At 68.1% G+C, this 23,390-nt stretch carries 21 protein-coding genes; 16 read left to right on the forward strand and 5 right to left on the reverse strand.

Going from position 1 to position 23,390, the window contains the following annotated elements:
• The first annotated feature begins 129 nt into the window (after positions 1 to 129).
• The 4 genes from ACQW02_RS11410 (at position 130) to ACQW02_RS11425 (ending at position 4,623) form a co-directional block, all read left to right on the forward strand.
• Positions 130 to 711, forward strand: a complete 582-nt coding sequence (locus ACQW02_RS11410) for a CHRD domain-containing protein (protein ID WP_431285364.1) — start codon at positions 130 to 132, stop codon at positions 709 to 711.
• Positions 712 to 824: 113 nt separating this feature from the next.
• Complete coding sequence (locus ACQW02_RS11415) at positions 825 to 1,325, forward strand: (2Fe-2S)-binding protein (RefSeq protein WP_431285365.1); 501 nt, start codon at positions 825 to 827, stop codon at positions 1,323 to 1,325.
• Positions 1,326 to 1,423: 98 nt separating this feature from the next.
• Positions 1,424 to 3,817 carry a xanthine dehydrogenase family protein molybdopterin-binding subunit gene (locus ACQW02_RS11420; RefSeq protein ID WP_431285366.1) on the forward strand — a complete coding sequence of 798 codons (2,394 nt, stop codon included), beginning with the start codon at positions 1,424 to 1,426 and terminating at the stop codon, positions 3,815 to 3,817.
• An 11-nt stretch (positions 3,818 to 3,828) separates the two neighbouring features.
• Positions 3,829 to 4,623 carry an FAD binding domain-containing protein gene (locus tag ACQW02_RS11425; RefSeq protein ID WP_431285367.1) on the forward strand — a complete coding sequence of 265 codons (795 nt, stop codon included), beginning with the start codon at positions 3,829 to 3,831 and terminating at the stop codon, positions 4,621 to 4,623.
• A 69-nt stretch (positions 4,624 to 4,692) separates the two neighbouring features.
• Here ACQW02_RS11425 and ACQW02_RS11430 read toward each other — a convergent pair whose 3' ends face one another.
• On the reverse strand, positions 4,693 to 5,295 hold the full coding sequence (locus tag ACQW02_RS11430) for a DVUA0089 family protein (RefSeq protein ID WP_431285368.1): 603 nt from the start codon (positions 5,293 to 5,295) through the stop codon (positions 4,693 to 4,695).
• A gap of 222 nt (positions 5,296 to 5,517) precedes the next feature.
• Between ACQW02_RS11430 and ACQW02_RS11435 the strand changes: the two genes are divergently transcribed.
• The 3 genes from ACQW02_RS11435 (at position 5,518) to ACQW02_RS11445 (ending at position 8,096) form a co-directional block, all read left to right on the forward strand.
• On the forward strand, positions 5,518 to 5,919 hold the full coding sequence (locus tag ACQW02_RS11435; RefSeq protein ID WP_431285369.1) for an AtzH-like domain-containing protein: 402 nt from the start codon (positions 5,518 to 5,520) through the stop codon (positions 5,917 to 5,919).
• Positions 5,916 to 7,175 (forward strand): NAD(P)/FAD-dependent oxidoreductase, encoded by a 1,260-nt coding sequence (locus ACQW02_RS11440; RefSeq protein WP_431285370.1) that lies wholly within the window; start codon positions 5,916 to 5,918, stop codon positions 7,173 to 7,175. Before ACQW02_RS11435 ends, ACQW02_RS11440 begins: the two co-directional genes overlap by 4 nt.
• Positions 7,176 to 7,328: 153 nt before the next feature.
• Positions 7,329 to 8,096 carry a cold-shock protein gene (locus ACQW02_RS11445; RefSeq protein WP_431285371.1) on the forward strand — a complete coding sequence of 256 codons (768 nt, stop codon included), beginning with the start codon at positions 7,329 to 7,331 and terminating at the stop codon, positions 8,094 to 8,096.
• 55 nt (positions 8,097 to 8,151) lie between these two features.
• On the opposite strand, the gene ACQW02_RS11450 is transcribed toward ACQW02_RS11445, so the two are convergent.
• On the reverse strand, positions 8,152 to 8,874 hold the full coding sequence (locus ACQW02_RS11450) for an aspartate/glutamate racemase family protein (protein WP_431285372.1): 723 nt from the start codon (positions 8,872 to 8,874) through the stop codon (positions 8,152 to 8,154).
• Between the two features lie 34 nt (positions 8,875 to 8,908).
• Here ACQW02_RS11450 and ACQW02_RS11455 point away from each other — a divergent pair, with 34 nt between their 5' ends.
• The 8 genes from ACQW02_RS11455 (at position 8,909) to xdhB (ending at position 17,804) form a co-directional block, all read left to right on the forward strand.
• Complete coding sequence (locus ACQW02_RS11455) at positions 8,909 to 9,883, forward strand: Bug family tripartite tricarboxylate transporter substrate binding protein (protein WP_431285373.1); 975 nt, start codon at positions 8,909 to 8,911, stop codon at positions 9,881 to 9,883.
• Positions 9,880 to 10,791 (forward strand): arginase family protein, encoded by a 912-nt coding sequence (locus tag ACQW02_RS11460; protein WP_431285374.1) that lies wholly within the window; start codon positions 9,880 to 9,882, stop codon positions 10,789 to 10,791. The genes ACQW02_RS11455 and ACQW02_RS11460 overlap by 4 nt, the downstream gene beginning before the upstream one ends.
• Positions 10,792 to 10,862: 71 nt before the next feature.
• The gene (locus ACQW02_RS11465) at positions 10,863 to 11,546 is read left to right on the forward strand and encodes a GntR family transcriptional regulator (RefSeq protein ID WP_431285375.1); all 684 of its coding nucleotides are present in this window, start codon (positions 10,863 to 10,865) and stop codon (positions 11,544 to 11,546) included.
• A 38-nt stretch (positions 11,547 to 11,584) separates the two neighbouring features.
• Positions 11,585 to 12,100: a cysteine dioxygenase gene (locus tag ACQW02_RS11470; RefSeq protein ID WP_431285376.1), complete on the forward strand. Its 516-nt coding sequence runs from the start codon at positions 11,585 to 11,587 to the stop codon at positions 12,098 to 12,100.
• 46 nt (positions 12,101 to 12,146) lie between these two features.
• A complete protein-coding gene (locus ACQW02_RS11475) occupies positions 12,147 to 13,046 on the forward strand; it encodes a DMT family transporter (protein ID WP_431285377.1) in 900 nt (299 codons plus the stop codon).
• A 62-nt stretch (positions 13,047 to 13,108) separates the two neighbouring features.
• Entirely contained in the window at positions 13,109 to 14,071 is a 963-nt protein-coding gene (locus ACQW02_RS11480) for a tripartite tricarboxylate transporter substrate binding protein (protein WP_431285378.1), read from the forward strand.
• Between the two features lie 56 nt (positions 14,072 to 14,127).
• A complete protein-coding gene (locus ACQW02_RS11485; protein WP_431285379.1) occupies positions 14,128 to 15,528 on the forward strand; it encodes a xanthine dehydrogenase small subunit in 1,401 nt (466 codons plus the stop codon).
• Positions 15,528 to 17,804 (forward strand): xanthine dehydrogenase molybdopterin binding subunit, encoded by a 2,277-nt coding sequence (gene xdhB, locus ACQW02_RS11490; protein WP_431285380.1) that lies wholly within the window; start codon positions 15,528 to 15,530, stop codon positions 17,802 to 17,804. The genes ACQW02_RS11485 and xdhB overlap by 1 nt, the downstream gene beginning before the upstream one ends.
• On the opposite strand, the gene ACQW02_RS11495 is transcribed toward xdhB, so the two are convergent.
• The 3 genes from ACQW02_RS11495 to ACQW02_RS11505 all read right to left on the reverse strand — a co-directional run bounded on the left by ACQW02_RS11495 (position 17,792) and on the right by ACQW02_RS11505 (position 22,521).
• Complete coding sequence (locus ACQW02_RS11495) at positions 17,792 to 18,769, reverse strand: tripartite tricarboxylate transporter substrate-binding protein (protein ID WP_431285381.1); 978 nt, start codon at positions 18,767 to 18,769, stop codon at positions 17,792 to 17,794. The two genes, xdhB and ACQW02_RS11495, sit on opposite strands and share 13 nt — an antisense overlap.
• A 41-nt stretch (positions 18,770 to 18,810) precedes the next feature.
• The gene (gene lepA / locus ACQW02_RS11500) at positions 18,811 to 20,616 is read right to left on the reverse strand and encodes a translation elongation factor 4 (protein ID WP_431285382.1); all 1,806 of its coding nucleotides are present in this window, start codon (positions 20,614 to 20,616) and stop codon (positions 18,811 to 18,813) included.
• A gap of 105 nt (positions 20,617 to 20,721) precedes the next feature.
• Entirely contained in the window at positions 20,722 to 22,521 is a 1,800-nt protein-coding gene (locus ACQW02_RS11505) for a PHA/PHB synthase family protein (protein ID WP_431285383.1), read from the reverse strand.
• 185 nt (positions 22,522 to 22,706) lie between these two features.
• Here ACQW02_RS11505 and ACQW02_RS11510 point away from each other — a divergent pair, with 185 nt between their 5' ends.
• The gene (locus ACQW02_RS11510; protein ID WP_431285384.1) at positions 22,707 to 23,309 is read left to right on the forward strand and encodes a hypothetical protein; all 603 of its coding nucleotides are present in this window, start codon (positions 22,707 to 22,709) and stop codon (positions 23,307 to 23,309) included.
• The last annotated feature ends 81 nt before the right edge of the window (positions 23,310 to 23,390 follow it).

The raw sequence follows: 23,390 nt of genomic DNA on the forward strand, positions 1-23,390 counted from the left end.
GGGTACGATACGATACCAAAAAGATATGTTGTCGTCGTCCCGGCGGCGCGCCTAACCTTTCCCCTGTCCGTGGCTGGCGCCGCCGGCCCCGCTCGCGTTTCGTTCAACGAATGCGATCAGGAGAGACAAATGAAGGCCAAGTTCATCGCCGCGGCGACGCTGCTCGCCCTCGGCTCCGGCGCCGCCCAGGCGGCGCCCATCGCCTATGCCGCCACCCTCGCACCGGAGGTCGCGGGTGCGACCGGCACGGGCAGCGCCTCGGTCATCATCGACCCGGTCGCGCAAACGCTGGCGGTCAGTTTCACCTTCTCGGGCCTGTCGGGTGAGACGTCGGTGGCGCATGTCCATTGCTGCACCGCTGTTCCCGGCAGCGGGACCATCGGCGTGGCCGCGACCCCCACGACCTTCCCCGGCTTCCCGGCGGGGCTGCATGCGGGATCCTACGCCGGCATGTTCGACACGGGCTCGCCCACCACCTGGACCGCCGCCTTCGTGACCGCCTTTGGCGGCGGCACGCTTGCGGGGGCGGAGCAGGCGCTGATTGCCGGGCTGAACAGCGGCAGCGCCTACCTGAACGTGCACACCAACCTGTTCCCTGCCGGCGAGATCCGTGGCTTCCTGCTCCGGGTGCCGGAGCCGGCCTCGCTCGGGCTGGTCGCGGTCGGGCTCCTGGGCCTTGCCGCCGTCCGGCGCGGCAAGCGCGGGCGGTGACCGCCGCCGATTGATTCAGTGCCCGCTTGACGCGACGCGCCGGGCGGGGTGACTCTGCCCCCTACGGATGGCTATTCGGCTGTCCCTTGCAAAATTTCTGGGGGAGATGCGCGATGCCGCAGGTCACGCTGACCGTTAACGGCTCGACGAACACCGTCGAGGTCGAGAACCGCACGCTGCTGGTCGAGCTGCTGCGCGAATCACTCCGCCTGACCGGCACCCATGTCGGCTGCGACACCAGCCAGTGCGGCGCCTGCGTCGTGCATATCGATGGAAATAGCGTGAAGTCCTGCACCACCCTGGCGGTGCAATGCGATGGCGCATCGGTCACCACGATCGAGGGCCTGGCCGCGGCCGATGGCACGCTGCACCCGATGCAGGAAGCCTTCCGCGAATACCATGCGCTGCAATGCGGCTTCTGCACGCCGGGCATGGTCATGAGCGCCATCGACCTGGTGCAGAAGAACCCCCAGGGGCTGACCGAGCACGAGATCCGCGAGGGGCTGGAAGGCAACCTCTGCCGCTGCACGGGCTACCACAACATCGTCAAGGCGATCGCGGCCGCGGCCGATGTGATGCACGGCAAGCGTTCGGAGATTGCCCGCGCCGCCTAGGGCCCTGTCGGGTTGCCAAGTTGGAGCGTCATCGTGCTGCGATGACGCTCAGCACCACGCCTGCCCAAGAAAAATAACAAATCGGGGGAGACGTCGCCATGAACGCGATTGCGGGATTCGAGGGGATCGGGGCCAGCGTCAAGCGCAAGGAGGATCTGCGCTTCCTGTCCGGCCGGGGCCGCTATACCGACGACATGAATGTGCGGGGCCAGACCCACGCGTATTTCCTGCGCAGCCCGCACCCGCATGCGAGTATCGTGTCGGTCGACACGGCGGCCGCGCGGGCGATGCCGGGGGTGGTCGCGATCTTCACGGGGGCGGATATCAAGGCATCGGGCATCGGTGGGCTGCCCTGCGGCTGGGCGGTGAAGAACAAGGACGGCTCGCCCCAGGCGGAACCGCCGCATCCGGTGCTGGCGCATGAACGGGTGCGCCATGTCGGCGATCCCGTCGCCATGGTCATCGCCGAAAGCCACGAACAGGCGCGCGACGCCGCCGAGGCGATCGGCGTGACCTATGCCACCCTGCCGGCCACCGCGACCGTGACCGATGCCGTGGCGGCTGGGGCGACTCCGGTGCATGCGGATGTGCCGGGCAATATCTGCTTCGACTGGCATATCGGCGACAAGGCGATCACCGATGCCGCCTTTGCCCAGGCCGACCATGTCGTGAAATTCGACCTGGAGAACAGCCGCCTGGTGCCGAACGCGATGGAGCCGCGTTGCGCCATCGGCGACTACGACACCAGCAGCGACGAGCACACGCTCTATACCACCAGCCAGAATCCGCATGTGATCCGGCTGCTGATGGGCGCGTTCGTGCTGAACATCCCCGAGAGCAAACTGCGGGTCGTGGCGCCCGATGTCGGCGGCGGGTTCGGGTCGAAGATTTTTCATTATGCCGAGGAGGCCGCGGTCACCTGGGCCGCGGCCCGCGTCAGGCGGCCGGTGAAGTGGACGTCGGATCGGACAGAGGCCTTCATCTCCGACGCGCATGGGCGTGACCATGTGAGCCACGCGGAACTGGCGTTGGACAAGACCGGCAAGTTTTTGGGGTTGCGGGTGCAGACCCTGGCGAATCTGGGGGCCTACCTGTCCACCTTCGCGCCGGCCGTGCCGACGTATCTGTATGCGACCTTGCTCGCCGGCTGCTACGCGACGCCGACGATCTACGCCGAGGTGAAGGGCGTCTTCACCAATACGGTCGCGGTGGATGCCTATCGCGGGGCGGGGCGGCCGGAGGCGACCTTCCTGCTGGAACGGCTGGTGGATGTCGCGGCCAAGGCCACGGGGATCGACCGGATCGCGCTGCGCCGGATGAATTTTGTCCCCGCCGATGCCTTCCCCTACCAGACGCCGGTGGCGCTGCAATACGACAGCGGCAATTACCAGGCGACCCTGGACATGGGGCTGAAGGCGGCGGACTGGGCCGGGTTCGAGACGCGCCGGGCCGAGGCTGCGAGCCGTGGCAAACTGCGCGGCATCGGCATCAGCACCTATGTCGAGGCTTGCGGCATCGCGCCATCGCACCTCGTCGGGCAATTGGGCGCCCGCGCGGGGCTCTATGAGGTCGCGAATATCCGCGTCCATCCGACCGGCAGCATCACCGTCTTCACCGGCACCCATAGCCACGGCCAGGGGCATGAGACGACGTTTGCCCAGTTGATCTCCGACCGGATGGGCGTGCCGGTCAGCCAGATCGACGTGGTGCATGGCGATACGTCGAAAATCCCCTTTGGCATGGGGACCTATGGCAGCCGCTCGTTGGCGGTCGGCGGGTCGGCCATGGTCAAGGCGATGGACAAGATCGTTCTGAAGGGCCGCAAGATCGCCGCCCATCTGATGGAAGCCAGCCTGGACGACATCGAGTTCGAGGGCGGCAAGTTCCGCGTCACCGGCACCGACCGGGAAAAGACTCTGACCGAAATCAGCCTCGCGGCCTATGTCCCGCACAACTACCCGATCGAGGAGTTGGAGCCTGGGTTGGAGGAGACCGCCTTCTACGACCCGAAGAACTTCACCTACCCGGCCGGGGCGCATGTCTGCGAGGTCGAGATCGACCCCGATACCGGCCATGTCACGGTGATCAACTTCGTCGCTGTCGATGACGTGGGCCGGGTCATCAACCCGATGATCGTGGAGGGCCAGGTGCAGGGCGGTGTCGCCCAGGGCGTCGGCCAGGCGCTGCTGGAACACGCGGTCTATGATGCCGAGGGGCAACTGCTCTCGGGGTCGCTGATGGACTATACCATGCCGCGGGCCGCCGACATGCCGGGCTGCGACGTCTCGACGCACACCACGCTTTGCACGCATAATCCCCTGGGTGTGAAGGGCTGCGGCGAGGTCGGTGCGATCGGATCTCCGCCGGCGGTGATCAACGCGGTGGTGGATGCGCTGCGCGATTATGGGGTGACGCATATGAACATGCCGGCCAGCCCGCAAAAGATCTGGGCCATCGTCAATGCCGGGCGCCCCGCGCGCGCCGCCGAATAGGAGACGACACGATGTATGACTTCACCTACCACAAGCCGACCAGTGTCGCGGATGCCGTGAAGATCCTGGCGGCGGACCCGGATGCCAAGCCGGTCAGCGGCGGGCACACGCTGCTGCCGGCGCTGAAGCACCGGTTGAACAAGCCCTCCGCCCTTGTCGACCTGTCCGGCATCGCCGAACTGCGTGGCATCAAGCGGGAAGGGGACACCATCATCATCGGCGCGATGACCAAGCATGTTGAGGTCGCCAATAGCGACATCATCAAGTCCGGCATCCCCGCCCTGGCCCGCATGGCCGGCACGATCGGCGACAACCAGGTCCGCAATCGCGGCACCATGGGCGGGTCGCTGGCCAACAACGACCCCGCGGCCGACTACCCGGCGGCGGCGCTGGCACTGGGGGCGAAGTTCCAGACCGACCGCCGCGTGATCGCGGCCGACGATTATTTCCAGGGCATGTTCGCGACGGCGCTGGAGCCCGACGAACTGCTGATCGCCGTGCATTGGCCGGTGCCGAAGAAGGCCGGCTACGCCAAGCTGAAGAACCCGGCCAGCCGTTACTCCATGGCCGGCGTCTTCGTGGCCGATGGCCAGGCTGGCATTCGCGTCGCGGTGAATGGTGCGGGCCCCGGCGTGTTCCGCCAGGAAGCGGCCGAGGCGGCGCTGAAGGCGAACTGGTCGCCGGCCGCCGTCGCCAACGTCAAGCAGGACCCGGACGGGCTGAACAGCGACATCCATGGCAGCGCCGAATATCGCGCGCATCTGGTGACCGTGATGGCCAAGCGCGCGGTGGCCGACGCGGGCTGAGTTCGCCTTCACAAACAGTGCGTGGGATGGGCCGGCAACCTGGGTTGTCGGCCCATTTTACGTTTTGGTTCAGGCCGCCTTGGCGCGGCGCCGGCGGACGCCGACGAGGCCGGCAAGTCCCATCCCGAACAGCGCCAGGGATGCCGGCTCCGGCACGACCTGCACGGCCTGACCGACGTTCAGCACGTCGAAGGCCCAGGCCTGGGTGCGCGGATTGCCCGTCGCATCGGTAAAGCTGCCGCTGTTCTGGAAGCCGTTCGACAGGTTCGGCCCAATCGCGAAATTGGAATAGGCCATGACCGACACGGTGTAGTCGCCCGGCGCCAAGTTGGCTGCCAAGTAGGTGTCGTAATACGCCCCCGTCACCGCATCGGCGGGAACAAAGCCGCTGCCGCCGTCGTCATTCTGGCCGATCAGCGTGCCCGACGCATTGAACAAGGCAAGGATCGGGTCGAAGCCGCCGCGCACGATGACGGTGCCGGCCGCATTGGTCCCACCTGCGTAGGAGTAGGTGCGCAAGGTGACGTCCGAAGCGACGCCGACGGTGAAGTCGAACAGCAGCACTTCGTTCGGGGTTGCGGTGGTGCCGGTGAAGGAGAAGTTGGCCGCCTTCGCTTCGGCCGCCGCGACGACAATGAGCAAGGCCGCCAGCATGGTTCTTATGGCGTTCATGGCGATATCTCGGAATAGGGTGGGGTGGCAGGATTGCCGATCTCAACCGAGAGCAAATGCCGGACCACGTAAAATAATACGTCAAAACATATAGTTATGGCGATCATCCTTGCGTTCTGTAATATCGCCTGACACGGATCGCCACCTTGCCAACCTGGCGCCCCTTCACGATCCGGCGCGGCGCCGTCATGGTGGGCCAGCGACATGGCAGGGGTTTTTGCAGTGCAGATCGACGACCCGGCGGTGATTGCCGAGGCACGCGCCGTCTTCGACCGCTACGAAGCGGCGCTCATGGCCAATCGCAATGATGAACTCGACGCGATCTTCTGGGCCGATCCGCGCACCGTGCGCTTCGGCATCACCGAAATCCTCTACGGCCACGACGCGATCCGCGCCTTCCGTGCGAGCGTGAAAGCCTATGCCCAGCGTATCCAGAAGAAGGTCCATATGGTCGCATTCGGCAAGGACATGGTGGCGACGCATCTGGAATACGAACGCATCGGCACCGGGCTGGTCGGGCGCGAGACGAAGATCATGGTGCGGTTTCCCGACCTTGGCTGGCGCGTGGTCTCGGCGCATGTGTCGCTGCTGACGCCGGTGGATCCGGGGCGGGCGATGCGATGACCCATGTCGTGATCATCGGCGCCGGCATCGTCGGCGCCTGTTCCGCCCTGGAGGCGCTGCGGCGCGGTTTTGCGGTGACGATCCTGGACCCCGGGCCGCCCGGTGGCGAACAGGCGGCGTCCTATGGCAATGGCACCTGGTTGTCGCCGATGTCGGTCATCCCGCCGGCGACGCCGGGGGCGTGGAAGAAGGTGCCGGGCTGGCTGACCGATCCGCTCGGGCCGCTGTCGATCCGCTGGTCGTACCTGCCGAAGGTCGTGCCCTGGCTGGTGCGCTACCTCTGGGCGGGCTGGACGGAGGCAAAGGTGCTGCGCACCGCGCAGGCGTTGCGGCCGTTGTTGCTCGACGCCCCCATTCTTCATGCCGAGTTGGCGGCGCAGGCGGGGGTCGGGCATCTGATCCGCCAACAGGGGCTGATGTATATCTACCCCGATCGCGCGGCCTTCGAGGCCGAGGCCCTGGCCTGGCGCGTGCGCGGCGCCGTCGGCGTCACCTGGCGCGAGATCCCGGCCGAGGAGATGCGCCAGCAGGAACCCGACATCGACCCGCGCTACACCTTCGGCATCATGGTCGAGGAAGGCGGCAATTGCCGCGACCCGGGCGGCATGGTCGCGGCCCTGGTGGCGCTGGCCGAGGCGGAGGGGGCCAAGCGCATCCAGGTCGCGGCCACCGGCTTCACGATCCGCGGCGGCCGCCTGGTCGCGGTCGACACCGAAAGCGGCGCGATTCCCGCCGATCGCGCGGTGATCTGCGCCGGGGCCTATTCCCGCGCCTTGGCGGCTTTGGCCGGCGACCATGTGCCGCTGGAAACCGAACGCGGCTACCACGCGGTGATCGAGGGCACGGATGTCGGCCCGCGCATCCCGGTGATGCCATCGGATGGCAAGATGAGCGTGTCCCGCACCGAAGGCGGATTGCGCGTCGCGGGGCAGGTGGAGATCGCGGGGCTGGAGGCCGAGCCCAATTGGAAGCGCGCCGAGATCCTGCGCGACTGGGTGATCAGCGCCTTTCCGGCGCTGCCGCGCGACCTGCCGGCCGATCGGGTGAAGGTCTGGATGGGGCACCGGCCGTCGATGCCGGATGCCTTGCCATGCGTGGGCTATGCCAGCGCCACGCCGGATGTCATCCACGCCTTCGGGCATGGGCATGTCGGGCTGGTGGCGGGGCCGCGCACCGGGCGGATCGTGGGGGCCCTGCTGGCCGGGGAGACGCCCGAAATCCCTATCGCACCCTTCGACCCACGTCGTTTTGCGTGATGGCCATGTTGCGACGCCATATTGACGCCGGAACTGATTTCGTTCTCGCAATCCGCATCGAAGGGTGCCATGGTTCTTGCTGCGGCCTCGCATTGTGCCCCGCCGCCTGAACATTCTTTTTGGAACTATACGCACGTGCCTTCCGATAGCGATATGAGTGGCGGCGGTCTGACCGAAGCCGAAGTGAAGTGGTACAATGGCCGGAAGGGTTTCGGCTTTGTCCTTGGGCCCGATGGGACCGACGTGTTCTTCCATGCTTCGGCCCTGACCGAAGCGGGAATTGAGCCGCCCGATACCGGGGACAAGCTGGTTTGCGAAATCGGGACGGACCGGCAGGGCCGCCGTCTCGTGACCCGCATCACGGAATTGAAGAAGGGTCCGGGCGGCGCCGCTGGCGGCGGTCGTTCCTTCGGCGGTGCGCCGGGTGGCTTTGGTGATCGCCCGCCGCGTCGTGACTTCGGCGACCGTCCGCCGCGTCCCTTCGGTGGCGGTGGCGGCTTCGGCGCCCCCCCGGGGGGCGGTGGTGGCTTCGGCGATCGTCCGCCGCGTCGTGACTTCGGCGACCGTCCCCCGCGCCCCTTCGGTGGCGGTGGTGGCTTCGGTGCGCCGTCGGGCGGCCCGGGTGGCTTCGGCGCCCCGCGTCGCGATTTCGGCGATCGTCCGCCGCCGCGTCGTGACTTTGGTGGCGGTGGCGCCCCGGATGCCGGCGGCCCGACCTATGCGGTCGAAGGCACGGTGAAGTGGTTCGACCAGGTGCGCGGCTTCGGCTTCGTGACTCCCTCCGATGGTGGGCAGGACGTGTTCCTGCACTCCTCCGTCCTGCAGCGCGGCGGTGTCGCCGATGTGCAGCAGGGCCAGAAGGTCAATCTGGAAGTTCGTGACGGCAACCGCGGCCGCCAGGCTGTCGTGCTGAAGCCCTGATCTTTCCAGGCGTCGTGAACCAGGCCCCGGCGTTCGCGCCGGGGCCTTTTTCATGTCACCAGCTTTTGGGTCGCAGCCCGGCGAACATCCAGGTCACCATCGAATAGATGTCGTAGACCGGCAGCCCCGTCGCCTCGGCCAGCGCCGCGGCATAGGGCGGCATGTTGGTGCATTCCAGAACGATCGCACCGACCTCCGGGTGGCGCCGGATCAGGTCGGCCCCGGCGTCCAGGATGTCCTGCCGGGCGAGCGCCACATCCATGTCGTTCTTCTCGGCCTTGATCAGCACGCGGAAGAACTCGCGCCCGTGTTCGGTGCCGGCGACCGGAATATCGCGCGGCACGCCCGCCGCATCGAGGTGCGCGTCCGTCAGGCTGCCGGCCGAAACCGTGACCACGCCGACCCGCTTGCCCGGCGGCAGCATCGCCTGCACCCAGGGCACCTGCATCAGCGAGGATGTCGCGACCGGCACGCCCACGGCCGCCGCCAGTTCCGCCTGGTACAGCGAGAGGAAGCCGCAGTTGGTGGTGATGCCTTCCGCGCCCAGGTCGACCAGATCCTTGGCCGCGGCGATGAAGTCGGGCAGCAACCCGCGCGCGCCGTTCAGCACCACGCGTTCGGGTGAGGCGCCGCGCACCACGCGGAACAGCACCGGAAACGGCCAGGTCGTGCCATTGCCCATGTCGCCGGGGATGCGGGGAAACCGCGCCTCCAGCATCAATATGCCCAAGGGGGCGCCGTAGATGGATTTGCCGCCACGGGCGATCTGGTTTGTCATGGGGGCGAGCCTAACGCCGTTTGGAGCCTTTGCCATGATGCGCCGCGCACTTGCCGTGCTTTGCCTGCTGACCTCACCCGCCTTCGCGCAGGATGCCTGGCCGTCCCGCCCGATCGTGATGTTCGGGGGCTTTCCCAACGGGTCGGGGGTGGATGTCTATCAGCGGCGCCTGGCCGAGCCGCTCGGGCGTGCGCTGGGCGTGCCGGTGGTGGTGGACAATAGGACCGGGGCAGGGGGCAACATCGCCTCCGACCTCGTCGCCAAGGCGCGGCCGGATGGGTACACGCTGCTCTTCGCGACGGCCGGCACGCATGCGATCAACGCGACCTTGTATCGGAGCATGCCCTTCGACCCGTTCCGCGACGTGACGCATATCGCGCTGCTGGGCGATGTGCCGAATATCCTGATCGTGGCGCCGGACAAGCGGCCGAATTTGCGCAGTTGCGCCGATGTGTTGACCGCCGCGCGGGCGCGGCCGGGGGCGTTGAATTACGCGAGCACGGGCAATGGCGCTTCGACGCATCTGGCCGCCGCGCAATTCGCCGCGGCTGCCGGGATCGACGTGGTGCATGTGCCCTTCCGGGGGCAGCCCTTCGCGATGACGGCGCTGCTGTCGGGCGATGTGGATTTCTTCTTCAACCAGGTCGGCCCGGCGATGGGGCCGATCCAGCAGGGCCAGGTGCGGGGGCTGGCGGTCACCACGCCGTCGCGGGTCGCGGCGCTGCCGGATGTGCCGACGGTGGCCGAGGCCTGCGGGTTGCCGGGCTTCCAGAGCACGACCTGGTACGGCATCGTCGGCCCGCCTGGCATGCCGGCGCCGATCGCCGACCGGTTGAACGCCGAGATCCTGAAGATCATCGATGCGCCGGAGTTCCAGCGCTGGCTGGTCGACAGCCAGGGCATCGCCCCGCCGACCACCCGCACGCGGGAAGAATTCCGCGCCGTGCATGAGCGCGACATCGCGTCCTGGGCGACGGTGATCCAGCGCAGCGGGGCGCGGGTGGATTGAGCGGAACACCCTTCGTCACGCGGCATGGGTTCATGGGGGTGCCGCAGGGCGCCCCCATGGCCAGCACAAGGGCCGCCATCCTGGGCATACCCTTCGACTGCGGCACCGATGCGCATCGCATCGGCGCACGGCAGGGGCCGGAGGCGATTCGCCGCCAATCGCATCTGCTGCGGCCGTTTGACCCGGAGACGGGGTTGAACCCGTTGACGGCGCTGTCGGTCGTGGATGTCGGCGATGCCGATGTGCATCCCGGCCGGCCGGAGGAAAGCCTGGCCGCCATCGAGGCCGCGGTCCATGCCCTGGCCGGTGCCGGGATCGTGCCGGTCAGCCTGGGTGGGGATGGCGCCATCGCGCTGCCGGAGATGCGGGCGCTGCATCGGTCCCATCCGGACCTGGTGACCGTGCATATCGACGCCCATACCGACGCCTATCCGCTGGAGGGGCTGAACACCGCCACACCCTTTGCCCGCGCGGTGGAGGAAGGCGTGGTCGATGCCAGGCGGTCCTTCCACATCGGGCTGCGTGGGCAGACCATGATCCCGGGCGTCTATGCCCATGCCCGGCACCTGGGCTACGGCGTGATCCCGATGCGGGAACTGCTGGCAGAGGGCATTGCCGCGGTCTTCGCGCGGGTTGCGAAAGTGGTTGGGGATCGTCCGGTATACCTCTGCTACGACATGGATTTCTTCGACCCGGCCGTCGCCCCTGGCGTCTGCACCCCGACCTGGGGCGGGGCCAGCGCGCGTGAGGGGCTGGAGGTCCTGGCGGCCTGCGAGGCGCTGAACATCGTGGGGCTGAACGTGAACACCATCAGCCCGGCGCATGACGTCAATGGCATGTCGGCGATGCTGGCGGGGCAGGTGGCGTTGAACGGCTTGGGAATTCTCGCGCGGCAACGCCAGATGTGATCGATTTGCTGTTGCGACGCCGGGGGAGACACGTCTACCTTCACTGACATGTCAGGCATCGAGTCAACCACATGTCCCTGCTGACCCCCATCGAGGTCCCGCCCTCGCTGACCGACCAGGCCGTCGCCGGGCTGCGCCGCGAAATCCTGACCACGCGGCTGCCGCCGGGTGAAACCATCAGCGAGGGCGCCGCGAGCCAGCGCCTGGGCCTGGGCAAGGCGCCGATCCGCGCCGCCCTGGCGCGCCTGGCCGAGGAAGGGCTGATCACCGCCGTGCCCCGCCGTGGCTGGGTCGTCAGCCTGGTGACCATCCGCGACATCCATGAAGTCTTCGACCTTCGGATCATGCTGGAATCCGAGGCCGCGCGCCGCGCCGCCGGCCGGGTGGATATGGGCGCGCTGCGCCGCCTGGATGCCGTCTGTGCCTGCGGCTACCGGCCGGAGGATGAGGAGAGCGCGCTGGCCTTCCTCGATGCCAACAAGGCCTTCCATGTCGCCGTCGCCGAATTGTCGGGCAATGGGCGGCTGGCGCGGCAGATCGACCGGCTGCTGGATGAATCGACCCGCATGCTGGTGCTCGGCCTGCGCCGCCGCGACCGCACCGGCGAAATGCAGCACGAGCACCATGCGTTGGTGGAGGCCCTGGCGCTCGGCCGCGGCAACCAGGCCGCCGAGATCATGCGCGAACAGGTGTCCGCCAGCCGGGCGATGGTGCTGGCGGCGCTGACGGCGCCGGATGCGGCGATCGCGATATGAGGACCTCCGCCAACGACAATCGCCTGGGAGCGCCTGAGATGAGCCACATCGCCCGCATCGACCGGGTCGCGGCCATGCTGGCCGATGTCACCCGCGCCGCCCTGGCCCCCATGGACCGCCGCGCCGAAGCGGTGGCCGAGGCGTTGGCGGAACACGTCTCCGACCCCGCGCTGCTGCGTGGCATCGACTGCCCCTGTCGCCCCGATCGCTATGTCCGGCACTTGTTGGCCGAGGACCCGGCGGGTGGGTTTGCCGTGGTGGCGCTGGTGTGGCGCCCGGGGCAGATGTCGCCGGTGCATGCGCACCAGACCTGGTGCGCGCTGGGCGTGCATCGCGGGGCGCTGACCGAGACCTTCTACACCCCGGCCGAGCCGCTGCCGCTGCCGTCCCGGTCGGTGCTGCGGCTGCCGGGCGAGACCAGCCATGGCGCGGCGCGGCCGGACCTGATCCATCGCATCGCCAACCTCGGCACTTGCGATGCGGTGTCGATCCATTGCTATGGCGTGGCGTTTGACCGCTTTGGGTCGGATGTGAACACGGTCTTCGCCGAATAGCGCCGCGGCGTTCTGCCCGCGCTACTTTTGCGCTATCACCGCGGCGATGACGCGCGCGACCCTTGTGGGACTCCTGCTGGGCCTCGTGGCGGCCGCCATTTGGGGCGGGCATGCGGTGTTGGCGCGGGTGGCGGTGGGCCTGGGTGGCGGCGGCCATGGGCTGGTGCCGCTGGATCTGCTGGTCAGCCGATATGCCCCCGCGGCCCTGATTCTGGCACCCTTGGCCTGGCGGCATCGCGCCGAACTCGCGACCCTGGGCGCGCGGAAAATGATGCTGCTGACCTTGACCGGGGGGGCGCCGAACCTGGCGCTGTTCGTCGTCGCCATGCAATGGGCGCCGGCGAGCCACGGCGGCACCATCGCGCCGATGACCGTGCCGGTGGCGGGCGCCTTGATGGCGATCCCGATGCTGCGGGAATGGCCTAGCCGGGGGCGTGCCGCCGCGCTCTGCGCCATGGCCGCGGGGGTGCTGCTGATCGGCTGGGACGGGCTGGTGGGGCCGTCGCCGGATGTGTGGAAAGGCGACCTGCTGCTGCTGGGCGCCGGCGTCACCTGGGCCGTCTACACGCTGCTGCTGCGGCGCTGGCGCGTGCTGGCGGTGCCGGCGACGGCAACCATCGCTCTGGTGTCGGCCGTGGTGATCGTGCCGCTGTGGCTGGTCGTGCGCGGCGGCGAGGCGTCCAGCCTGCCCGTCGTGCCGATGCTGATGCAGATCGTGGGGCAGGGCGTCGTAATCGGCGTGGGCGCGATGTTCATGTTCGGCCGCTCGGTCGAATTGCTGGGGGCAACGCGGGCGGCGAGCTTGTCGGTGATGGTACCGGTATCGGCACTGGCGCTGTCGGCCTGGCTGCTCGGCGAACCGCTGACCGCTTTGAAACTGGCGGGGGGTGGGTTGGCGGTCGCGGGAATGCTCGCGGCGGTGCTGTTCACGGGGCGCCGGGGCTAACGAAACGCGGGCGGCATGAAAATTGGATGACCGAATCACCATCTTTGGAAGGATTCGGTCTGATGCTCTCCCGTCGCATGGCGCTGGCACTGGCCGCTGCCCCCATACTTCCCGCCGCTGCCCAACCCGCTTGGCCAGCCGGGCGGCCGATCGAGGTCTTCGTCGGGTTTTCGCCGGGTGGCGGCGTCGACGTCATGGCGCGGGCGGTGGCGCCCTTCCTGTCCGCCCAGTTGCCGGGGTCACGCATCGTCATCGTCAATCGCCCGGGGGCCGGCGGCCAGCTTGGCCATGAAGCCGCCGCCAGCGCCGCGGCGGATGGCTACGCCTTGGGGGCGACCACCATGCCGGGGCTCGTGTCCCACCCGATCGAGCGGCCGGTGCGCTATCGCGTGGCCGACCTCACCTACCTCGCGAATGTGGTGGACGATCCCTGTGCCTTGTTCGTCCGCCCCGAAAGTCCGCTGCGCAGCCTCGGCGATCTGGTCGTGGATGGGCGGGCGCGGCCGGACATCCTCACCTACGGGCTGACTGGCATCGGCAGCGACGACCACCTGGCGATGTTCCGGCTGGAGGCCGCGACCGGCGCGCGGCTGACCCCCGTGCCGTTCCCCGGCATCGGCCAGATGTTGCCGCAGGTCTTTTCCGGCCAGGTCGCCATCGCCGCGATGAATGTCAGCGAGGCACTGCCCTTCGTCCGCGACGGGCGGTTGCGCGGCATCGCCCAGGCCGGCGTGACCCGCTGGCCGGAGATGGCCGACCTTCCCACCTATCGCGAGCAGGGTTTTGACATCGTGGCCAGCGCGAGCCGCGGCTTCGTCGGCCCCGGCGGGATGCCGCCCGACGTCACGCAGCGCCTGATCGCAGCTTTCGGCACCATCCTGGCCGACCCCGCCTTCCAGGCCGAGGCAGCCCGGTTGTCGATGCCGCTGCGCCCTGTTCTCGGTGCTGCCTATCGCGACCTCGCGCTGGAGACCGAGGCGGAACTGCGGGCTCTGTGGCAGGCGCGGCGCTGGACCCAGGGGTGATCCGGCGCGCCCCGAATGGCTGATGCCGTCGCACGAAGCGGGCTAGGGTGACGGCCATGCCCGATGCCATCGCCTTCACCCTGAACGGCCAGCCCCGCGCGCTGCCGACCGGAACATCGCCCAGCATGAGCCTGCTGGACTGGCTGCGCGGCCCCGCCGGGCTGCCCGGCACCAAGGAAGGCTGCGCGGAGGGCGATTGCGGCGCCTGCACCGTGGCCTTGGAGGATGCTGCGGGCGGGCGTGTGCCGGTCAATGCCTGCCTGACGATGCTGGGCCAGGTGCATGGCCGGGCGATCCGCACGGTCGAGGGCCTGGGTGCGGCGCATCCTGTGCCGCGCATTCTTGCTGAGCATGACGGCACCCAATGCGGTTTCTGCACACCGGGCATCGTGATGGCGGCCTGGGCCGCGCTGCCGGGCGGCGGGGATTCGCATGAAGCCCTGGCGGGCAACCTGTGCCGCTGCACGGGGTATCGGCCGATCATCGATGCGATGGGGGCGATGAAGGGGTTGGTGCCGGATGCGGTGCCGGCGATGCCGTCAGTGCAGTCCGGCATGTTTGCCGCGCCCGGCCAGGACTTCTGGTTGCCGGCGGATCTGGGATCGCTGCTGGCGCTGCGGGCGGCGCATCCGGATGCCTGGCTGCTGGCCGGTGGCACCGACCTCGGCTTGCGCGTCTCCGATCATCGGGAACGCCCGGCCCGCGTGATCTGCTTGCTGGCGGTGCCGGAGATGCAGGCGCTGGCGGTGGAAGCCGATGCGATCACCCTGGGTGCCGCGGTGCCGTATCATCGCCTGCTGGCGGCGCTGCGCGACTTGCCCGGCGATGATACGCTGGCGGTGCCGTTCATTCGGCTGCTGGCGCGGCTGGGCAGCGCGCAGATCCGGGGCATGGGATCGATCGGCGGAAATTTGGGAACCGCGAGCCCGATCGGCGATGCGCTGCCGCCGCTGGTGGCGCTGGGGGCGAGCGTGACCTTGGCGTCCTTGCGCGGGACTCGGGTGATGCCGGTCGAAGAGTTTCTGATCGGCTATCGCAAGAACGCCCTGGCGCCGGACGACGTGGTGTTGAGCATCCGCATTCCGCGCCCCACGCCGGGCACCCTTGTCGCGATGGAAAAACTGTCGCGGCGACATGACCAGGACATCACGGCGGTCGGGTTTTGCGCCGTGGTCTTGGTGGCTGACGGGCGGGTAGCGGCAGCGCGGTTGGCCTTTGGCGGTGTCGGCCCGACGATCCTGCGGGCGCGGGCGGCGGAGGCGGCCTTGGTCGGCGCGCCCTGGTCGCTGGCCAGCGTTCAGGCGGCTGCGCGCGCCGTGCAGGCGGATATCGCGCCGCTGGACGATCTGCGTGGCAGTGCCGCCTGGCGCCGCGATGCCGCCACGGGCTTGGTGGAACGGGTCTGGTGGCGCGGGCAGCGCGATGATGTGGAACCGATGTCGGTGGAGGCGATCTGATGCCCGATACCGGCATGGGCGCGTCCCTGCGCCACGACAGCGCGCTGCGCCACGCGACCGGCGAGGCGCGGTTCTGCGACGACTTGCCCGAACCGCCGGGCTTGCTGCATGGCGCGCTGGTGCTGAGCCCCATCGCGCATGGCGCGATCGAGGGTTTGGATTTTTCCGCCGCCCGGGCGTGGCCCGGCGTCGTCGCGGTGTTTGGGCCGGGGGATGTGCCGGGGGCGAATGATGTTTCGCCATCCGGACGCGCGATCGAACCACTGTTCGCTGAACGGCTTGCCGAACATTGGGGCCAGGCGCTGGCACTGGTGGTGGCGACCGATCGCGATGCCGCCGTGGCCGCTGCCGCCGCGATCCGCCCGGTGATCGCGCCGCTGCCGGCGGTGCTGGATGTGGCCGAGGCGGCCGCCGCGCGCAGCCTGTTGATGCCCGCGCAGATTCTCGCTCGCGGCAATGCTGCCGAGGCGCTGGCCGCCGCGCCGATGCGTGCCAATGGTGAATTTCGCTGTGGTGGGCAGGAACATTTCTATCTGGAGGGCCAGGTTGCCCTGGCGATCCCGAATGAGGATGGCGACCTGCTGGTGCATTCCAGCACGCAGCACCCGACCGAGGTGCAACACATCGTCGCCCGCGTGCTCGGCTGCCCGCAGAACCGCATCACCGTGAATTGCCGCCGCATGGGCGGGGCCTTTGGCGGCAAGGAAAGCAACGCGAGTTGGATCGCCGCCGCCGCCGCCATGGCCGCGCGCGCCACCGAGCGGCCGGTAAAACTGCGCCTGTCGCGGCGTGCCGACATGGCCGTGACCGGCAAGCGCCATCCCTTCCTGTTCCGCTGGCAGGCAGGGTTTTCGCCGGATGGACGGGTCACAGCGCTGGACGCACTGCTGGCCGCCGACGGCGGGCATGTGCTGGACATGACGCCGGGCGTGCTGTTCCGCGCCGTGACCCATGCGCTGAATTGCTACGACGTGCCGGACGTGCGGATCGAGGGTCTGGGCTGCAAGACGAATACCGTCAGCAACACCGCCTTTCGCGGCTTCGGCGGGCCGCAGGGCGTGCTGCTGATGGAGGAGGTTTTGCGATCCGTCGCGCGCACCACCGGCCTCGACATCGAGGCTGTGCGGGCGAAAAACTTTGCCGGTGGCGCGAACGGCAGCCACACGCCCTATGGCCAGGCGATCGAGGGCGACCTGATCCGCCGCGTCCATGCCGAGGCGCAAGCCCTGGCGGGCTGGGACGCGCGCCGCGCGGCGGTCGATGCCTTCAACGCGACGCATCCGACGCTGCGGAAGGGATTGGGCTGCTTCACCCTGGCCTTCGGGATTTCCTTCGGGCTGATGCATCTGAACCAGGCGGGCGCGCTGGTACATGTCTATGAGGATGGCTCGATCCGGCTGAACCATGGCGGCACCGAGATGGGGCAGGGGCTCTTCATCAAGATCGCCCAGGTGGTGGCCGATGCCTTTGGCGTGCCGGTCGAACAGATCCGCATCACCGCGACCAGCACGGCCGAGGTGCCGAATACCGCGCCCACCGCCGCGAGCACTGGCAGCGACCTGAACGGCTGGGCGGCGCATCTGGCGGCCAGCGCGATCCGCGAACGCATGGCCGGGGTCGCGGCGGAGATCTGGGGCGTGGCGGCCGGCGATGTCGCATTCGCCGATGGCATGGTGCGAGCCGGCGGCAACCAGGTGATGGCGTTTTCCGACCTGGCCCATGCCTGCATCCTGCGGCGCGTGCAGTTGTCCGCGACGGGGTTCTACAAGACGCCCGATATCCACTGGGATCCGGTGGCGATGCGGGGGGAGCCGTTCTTCTACTTCTCCTACGGCGCATCTGTGGCCGAGGTCGTGGTCGACCGGCTGACCGGCGAATACCGTACCTTGGGCGCCTGGCTGGTGCAGGATTGCGGGCGCAGCCTGAACCCCGCGGTGGATCGCGGGCAGATCGAGGGCGCCTTCGTCCAGGGCATGGGCTGGCTGACGAGTGAGGAACTGGTCTGGGATGCGACCGGGCGGCTGCGGACCCTGGGGCCCAGCACCTACAAGATCCCGGGGAGCCGCGACGTGCCGCCGGTGTTCGAGACGCGCATCCTTGAGGGCGCGCCGGCGCGGGCGGAGACGATTTTTCGAAGCAAGGCGGTGGGCGAGCCGCCGCTGATGCTGGCGACCGCCGTGTGGAATGCGCTGGCTGATGCGACCGGGGCGGTCAGCCTATCCGCCCCGGTGTCGCCGGAAAAAGTGCTGGCGGCGCTGAAGCGTCAGTCCGCGTAGGCACCCGCTGCAGCGATGATCGGCCGCCACTTGGCGATATCGGCCATCCAGAACTGCCGGTGGTAATCCGGCGTCGCGCGGTTCTGCGCGACCGGCGAGGTCCCGAGTTCAGCGAAGCGGGCGATCAGGCGTTCCTCGGTCAGTGCCTTCTGCAACGACAGGCTCAGCCGGTCGATGATGGGGCGCGGCGTGCCGCGCGGCGCGTAGAGCCCGTGCCAGACGGTGATCTCAAACCCCGGCAACCCGCTCGCGATCGCGGTCGGCACGTTCGGCAGCGCGGCCAGCGGTTCGGAGGTCGTGACCGCCAGGGCTTTGATGGTATTGCCGCGGATCTGTTCGGTCGTGTTGGTCGTCTGGTCGCACATCAGGTCGACCGTGCCGGAGATCAGGTCGGTCATCGCCGGCCCCGTGCCGCGATAGGGCACGGTCGTCATCGGCGCGCCGATGGCGGACTGGAACAGCAATCCGCAAAGATGGCTCGCGGCCCCGATCCCGGCATTGGCCAGGTTGATTTTTTCACGATCGCGGCGGATCACGGCGATGGTTTCGGCCAGGGTCGTGGCCGGGAAGCGGTTGGTCGCGACGATGGTCATCGGAACCTCGGTCACCATGCCGATCGGCTCGAACCCCGCCACCGGATCATAGGGCAGGCGGCGGTACAGCGCCGGCGTGGTGCCCATGCCGATGTGGTGCAACAGTAGGGTATAGCCATCCGGGCGGGCGGCGGCGACGCGGCCCGCGCCCAGGGTGCCGCCGGCGCCGCCGACATTTTCCACGACCACGGGCTGGCCGAGGTCACGGCCCATCGCCTCGGCGACCAGGCGGGTGACCGTGTCGGTCGGGCCGCCGGCCGCGAAGGGAACCACGATGGTGATGGGGCGCGTCGGGAAAGCGGGGGCCTGGGCCATGGCGGGCGCGGCGAGGGCGGCGCCGGCGAGGAGGCCAAGCAGGGGGCGGCGGAACATTTCATTCACTCCCGATTGTTATCTGCGCGGCTTTTGCCGCGTCAGGCGTCCATCTTCAAGGCAGCAATGAAGGCCGACTGGGGAATTTCGACCTTGCCGAACTGCCGCATCCGCTTCTTGCCTTCCTTCTGCTTGTCCAGAAGCTTGCGCTTGCGGCTGATGTCGCCGCCGTAGCACTTGGCCGTCACGTCCTTGGACATCGCGCCGATGGTTTCGCGCGCGATGACCTTGCCGCCGATGGCGGCCTGGATGGGGATCTTGAAGAGCTGGCGGGGGATCAGGTCCTTCAGCTTCTCGCAGATCGACCGCGCCCGGCGATCGGCGGCCGAGCGATGCGCCATGAAGGACAGCGCATCCACCGGCTCGTTGTTCACGAGGATGCTGATCTTCACGAGATCGCCGTCCTCATACCCGTCGATGGCGTAGTCGAAGCTGGCGTAGCCGCGGCTGATCGATTTCAGGCGGTCGTAGAAATCGAAGACCACCTCGTTCAACGGCAGGCGATACACCGCCATCGCGCGGGTGCCGACATAGGTGAGGTCGACCTGTACGCCGCGCCTCTCGCTGCACAGCGCCAGGATGGAGCCCAAATATTCGTCGGGGACAAAGATCGTCGCCTTGATCCAGGGTTCCTGGATCGACTTGATCAGGCTGGGGTCCGGCATATCGGCCGGGTTGTGCAATTCGATCTGGTCGCCGTTGTTCTTGGTCAGCTTGTAGACGACCGAGGGCGCGGTCGCGATCAGATCGAGATCGAATTCGCGGCTCAGCCGTTCCTGCACGATCTCCAGGTGCAGCAGACCCAAAAAGCCGCAGCGGAAGCCGAAGCCGAGGGCGGCGCTGCTTTCCGGGTCGAAGTGGAAGGAGGCATCGTTCAGCCGCAGCTTGCCGAGCGATTCGCGCAGTTTTTCGAACTCATCCGCATCGGTCGGGAACAACCCGCACCAGACCACGGGGATCGAGGGCCGGAAGCCCGGCAGTTGCTCGGTCGCCGGTGCCCGGTCGTCGGTGATGGTGTCACCGACGTTGCAATCGGCGACGGTCTTCATCGCGGCGGTGATGTAGCCCATCTCGCCCGGCCCGAGGTCGTCGACGGGATGCATCTTCGGCGTGAATACGCCGATGTCGTTCACCGGATGGTCGGTGCCCTTGGCCATCAGGCGGATGCGCATGTTGCGGCGCAACCGGCCCTGCTTGACCCGCACCAGGATGACGACGCCGAGGTAGGGGTCGTACCAGCTATCGACCAGCAGCGCCTGCAACGGCAGCTTGTCGTCGCCCTTGGGCGCGGGCAGGCGGGTGACGATGGCTTCCAGCACGCCTTCGATGTTCAGCCCCGTCTTGGCGCTGATCATGACCGCGTCATCGGCGGGCAGGCCGATCACATCCTCGATCTGCTGCTTGACGCGGTCGGGTTCGGCGGCGGGCAGGTCGACCTTGTTCAGGATCGGCACGATCTCGTGCCCGGCGTCGAGCGCCTGGTAGACATTGGCCAGCGTCTGCGCCTCGACCCCCTGGGAGGCATCGACCACCAGCAGGGAGCCTTCGCAGGCGGCCAGGGAGCGGGAGACTTCGTAGGCGAAGTCGACGTGGCCCGGCGTGTCCATCAGGTTCAGCACATAGGTCAGCCCGTCCTGGGCCTTGTAGTCCAGGCGGACGGTCTGCGCCTTGATGGTGATACCGCGCTCACGCTCGATATCCATGTTGTCGAGCACCTGCTCCTTCATCTCGCGATCGGCGAGACCGCCGCAAGTCTGGATCAGCCGGTCGGCCAGGGTGGATTTCCCATGGTCGATGTGGGCGATGATGGCGAAGTTGCGGATGCGGTCGAGCGGAGTATCGGTCATCGGGGTCCGGGGCGGGGGCTGCGGGGGGAAGCCCCGGTCCGTCACCACGGTCAGATAGGTCAAATGCCGCGAGATTCAAAGCGGCGGGGGGGCCTGGCCCCCAAATCAGTCGTGCGCCATCACCTTCACATAGGCGCCCGGGGCCGGTTCGATCACCGCGAGCTTGCCATCGCCCGGGGTGCGCGCCGGGACCTGGGTCTTGTCCTGACCAGAGATCCAGCGCTGCCAATCCGGCCACCAGGAGCCAGCCAGTTCGGTCGCGCCTTCAAGCCAGGTGTCGGGCTGCTCGGGAAGGGTGTCGCCCACCCAATGGCTGTATTTGCCCGCGTCGGGCGGGTTCACCACCCCGGCGATATGGCCCGAAGCCGCCAGGACGAAGCGAATCGGCCCCTGGTAGATCTGGGTCGCGCGATAGGTGCTCTTCCAGGGCGCGATATGATCTTCGCGGGTAGAGAGCATGTAGGTCGGCAGCTTGATTTTTTGCAGTTCGATCTTCTCGCCCAGCAATTCGATCACACCGGGCTTCACCAGGTCATTCTGCTGGTACATCCGCCGCAAGTAGAATGAATGCATTTTGGCGGGCATGCGGGTGCTGTCGCTGTTCCAGTACAGCAGGTCGAAGGGGAAGGGTTCCTGCCCCAGCAGGTAGTTGTTGACCACAAAGGACCAGATCAGGTCGTTCGCCCGCAGCATGTTGAAGGTGCCGGCCATTTCCGAACCTTCGAGGAAGCCCTTCTTGGCCATCTTCTCCTCAAGCGCGTTCAACTGTTCTTCGTCGATGAAGACGCTGAGTTCGCCGGCTTCCTCGAAATCGACCATGGTGGTGAAGAAGGTGGCGGATTTGATCCGCGTGTCGCGCTTGGCGGTCATGTGGGACAGGGTCGCGGCCAGCAGGGTGCCGCCCAGGCAATAGCCGATGGCATTGACCGCTTTTTCGCCGGTGGCGGCCTCGATCGCATCCAGTGCCGCATAGGGACCGAGCCGCATGTAATCGTCGAAGCCGCGGTCGCCCAGGGCTTCGTCCGGGTTCACCCAGGAACAGATGAACACGGTATGGCCCTGTTCCACCGCCCAGCGGATGAAGGAATTCTTCGGGCGCAGGTCCAGGATGTAATACTTGTTGATCCAGGGCGGCAGGATCAGCAGCGGCCGCTTCAGCACCTTGTCGGTGGTCGGCGTATACTGGATCAACTGCATCAGTTCATTCTGGTAGACGACGGCGCCCGGGGTGACGGCGATGTTCTCGCCGACCGCGAACTTGCTGCGGTCGACCATGCTGATCTGCAAATTGCCCTTGCCGCGTTCCAGGTCGGACAGCAGGTTCGACAGGCCCTTCAGCAGGTTCTCGCCACCGGTTTCGGCGGTGCGGCGCAGGACCTCCGGATTCGTCATGACGAAATTGGTCGGCGACAGGGCGTCGACGAATTGCCGCGTGTAGAAATCGACCTTCTGGGCCTGCTTTTCGTCCAGCCCCTGGGCCGAGGCGGCCATGCCCTGCATGTAGCGGGCGGAGAGCAGGTAGGACTGCTTGATGAAGTCGAAGACCTCATTCTCGCGCCAGGCGTCGTCCTTGAAGCGCTTGTCCTTCTGGTCCTCGGCGATCACAGCCTCGATCGGCTGGCCCATCATGCGCCGGGCGGTGTTCTGCCACAGGGTCATGTAGTCCTGCCAGAACCCCATCTGGGCGTGCATCAGCCCGGCGGGATTGGCCATCAGCCGCTTGGTCATCTCGAAGAAGGCGGCGCCGAGGTTCAGGGAATCGCTCGGCCCGCCGTCGGCCTGGCGCTTGAGGAAATCCTGCACGATGCGCTGCCCGCGTTCGGCGACATCGGCCATGGTGCGGGAGACAAGGGCCGGGTCCGGCAGGCGGAAATTGCCGCCATTCGGGTTATCTTCCTTCGGCATTCGGCATTCCTCGACCTGACGTTCTTGGCCCGGATTCGTCGCCACCCCCGGCCCTGGGGGCTGGCGCCGAACCCCGACGCTTCCGCCGGCGCGCGATCTGGGGCACATGCTGGCGCCGGCGGAGGCTGGCGTGGAATGGCTTTCGAACAGCGACCGGTGACCCGTTGGACCGTAGGAGCCTGAACGTGGCTTATCAAGCGCATGCCCGGTCCTTGCGCCGCTTGTCCCTGGTGGCCGGCGGGCTGTTTTCGCTCGGCGGTTGCATCGGCGGCGGCGGGAACGAGGGCTTGGGGACGTTCTGGGACAATGCGACGGGGCGGGCGATGGAACGCCGCGGCCTGCCGCCGCGGCTGGACCAGCCCTGGCCCAACCTGGCCCAGGTGCCGCCGCGCCCGGCGCGGCCGGACCCCGCCTCGCTCAATGCCGTGACGCGGCAGTTGGAGACGGAGCGCGCCGGCATGGAGACGCCGCTGGTGGCGGGACTGGCGATCCCGGCGCCGCCGGCCGGTCTCAGCGCCAATGTGCCGCTGACGCCGCCGGGCCCGCCCAGCCTGCGCCCGGCGCCGCGGGTCAACGAAGCCCCGATCATCCAGATCCCGGCGGCGGTGCAGGTGCCCACGCCGGCGGTACCGGCCCCGGCCGAACCCGCCCGCACCATGCCGGCCGATCCTGGCAGCACGGCGCCGCCCCCGCCGCCGCCGGCCTTGCTGGCCCCCGCGGCGCCGCCGGCCCGGATGATGCCCGCCGACCCCGGCAGCGTCCCGCCGCCGCCGCCCAGTATTCGCTAAGGGGGCATTCGCTGAGGGGCGCCCTCGCGTCCCACCCCCCGCGGCCCTATCATCCCGCCCTCACGACTCCTGACGAAGACA

It is taken from the genome of Humitalea sp. 24SJ18S-53 (assembly GCF_050632385.1).
Taxonomy (GTDB): domain Bacteria; phylum Pseudomonadota; class Alphaproteobacteria; order Acetobacterales; family Acetobacteraceae; genus Humitalea.

Coding starts and splice junctions, on each gene's coding strand:
- ACQW02_RS11410 (WP_431285364.1), top strand. CDS start 130: ATGAAGGCCAAGTTCATCGCCGCGGCGACGCTGCTCGCCCTCGGCTCC.
- ACQW02_RS11415 (WP_431285365.1), top strand. CDS start 825: ATGCCGCAGGTCACGCTGACCGTTAACGGCTCGACGAACACCGTCGAG.
- ACQW02_RS11420 (WP_431285366.1), top strand. CDS start 1,424: ATGAACGCGATTGCGGGATTCGAGGGGATCGGGGCCAGCGTCAAGCGC.
- ACQW02_RS11425 (WP_431285367.1), top strand. CDS start 3,829: ATGTATGACTTCACCTACCACAAGCCGACCAGTGTCGCGGATGCCGTG.
- ACQW02_RS11430 (WP_431285368.1), bottom strand. CDS start 5,295: ATGAACGCCATAAGAACCATGCTGGCGGCCTTGCTCATTGTCGTCGCG.
- ACQW02_RS11440 (WP_431285370.1), top strand. CDS start 5,916: ATGACCCATGTCGTGATCATCGGCGCCGGCATCGTCGGCGCCTGTTCC.
- ACQW02_RS11445 (WP_431285371.1), top strand. CDS start 7,329: ATGAGTGGCGGCGGTCTGACCGAAGCCGAAGTGAAGTGGTACAATGGC.
- ACQW02_RS11450 (WP_431285372.1), bottom strand. CDS start 8,874: ATGACAAACCAGATCGCCCGTGGCGGCAAATCCATCTACGGCGCCCCC.
- ACQW02_RS11455 (WP_431285373.1), top strand. CDS start 8,909: ATGATGCGCCGCGCACTTGCCGTGCTTTGCCTGCTGACCTCACCCGCC.
- ACQW02_RS11465 (WP_431285375.1), top strand. CDS start 10,863: ATGTCCCTGCTGACCCCCATCGAGGTCCCGCCCTCGCTGACCGACCAG.
- ACQW02_RS11470 (WP_431285376.1), top strand. CDS start 11,585: ATGAGCCACATCGCCCGCATCGACCGGGTCGCGGCCATGCTGGCCGAT.
- ACQW02_RS11475 (WP_431285377.1), top strand. CDS start 12,147: ATGACGCGCGCGACCCTTGTGGGACTCCTGCTGGGCCTCGTGGCGGCC.
- ACQW02_RS11480 (WP_431285378.1), top strand. CDS start 13,109: ATGCTCTCCCGTCGCATGGCGCTGGCACTGGCCGCTGCCCCCATACTT.
- ACQW02_RS11485 (WP_431285379.1), top strand. CDS start 14,128: ATGCCCGATGCCATCGCCTTCACCCTGAACGGCCAGCCCCGCGCGCTG.
- xdhB (WP_431285380.1), top strand. CDS start 15,528: ATGCCCGATACCGGCATGGGCGCGTCCCTGCGCCACGACAGCGCGCTG.
- ACQW02_RS11495 (WP_431285381.1), bottom strand. CDS start 18,769: ATGTTCCGCCGCCCCCTGCTTGGCCTCCTCGCCGGCGCCGCCCTCGCC.
- lepA (WP_431285382.1), bottom strand. CDS start 20,616: ATGACCGATACTCCGCTCGACCGCATCCGCAACTTCGCCATCATCGCC.
- ACQW02_RS11505 (WP_431285383.1), bottom strand. CDS start 22,521: ATGCCGAAGGAAGATAACCCGAATGGCGGCAATTTCCGCCTGCCGGAC.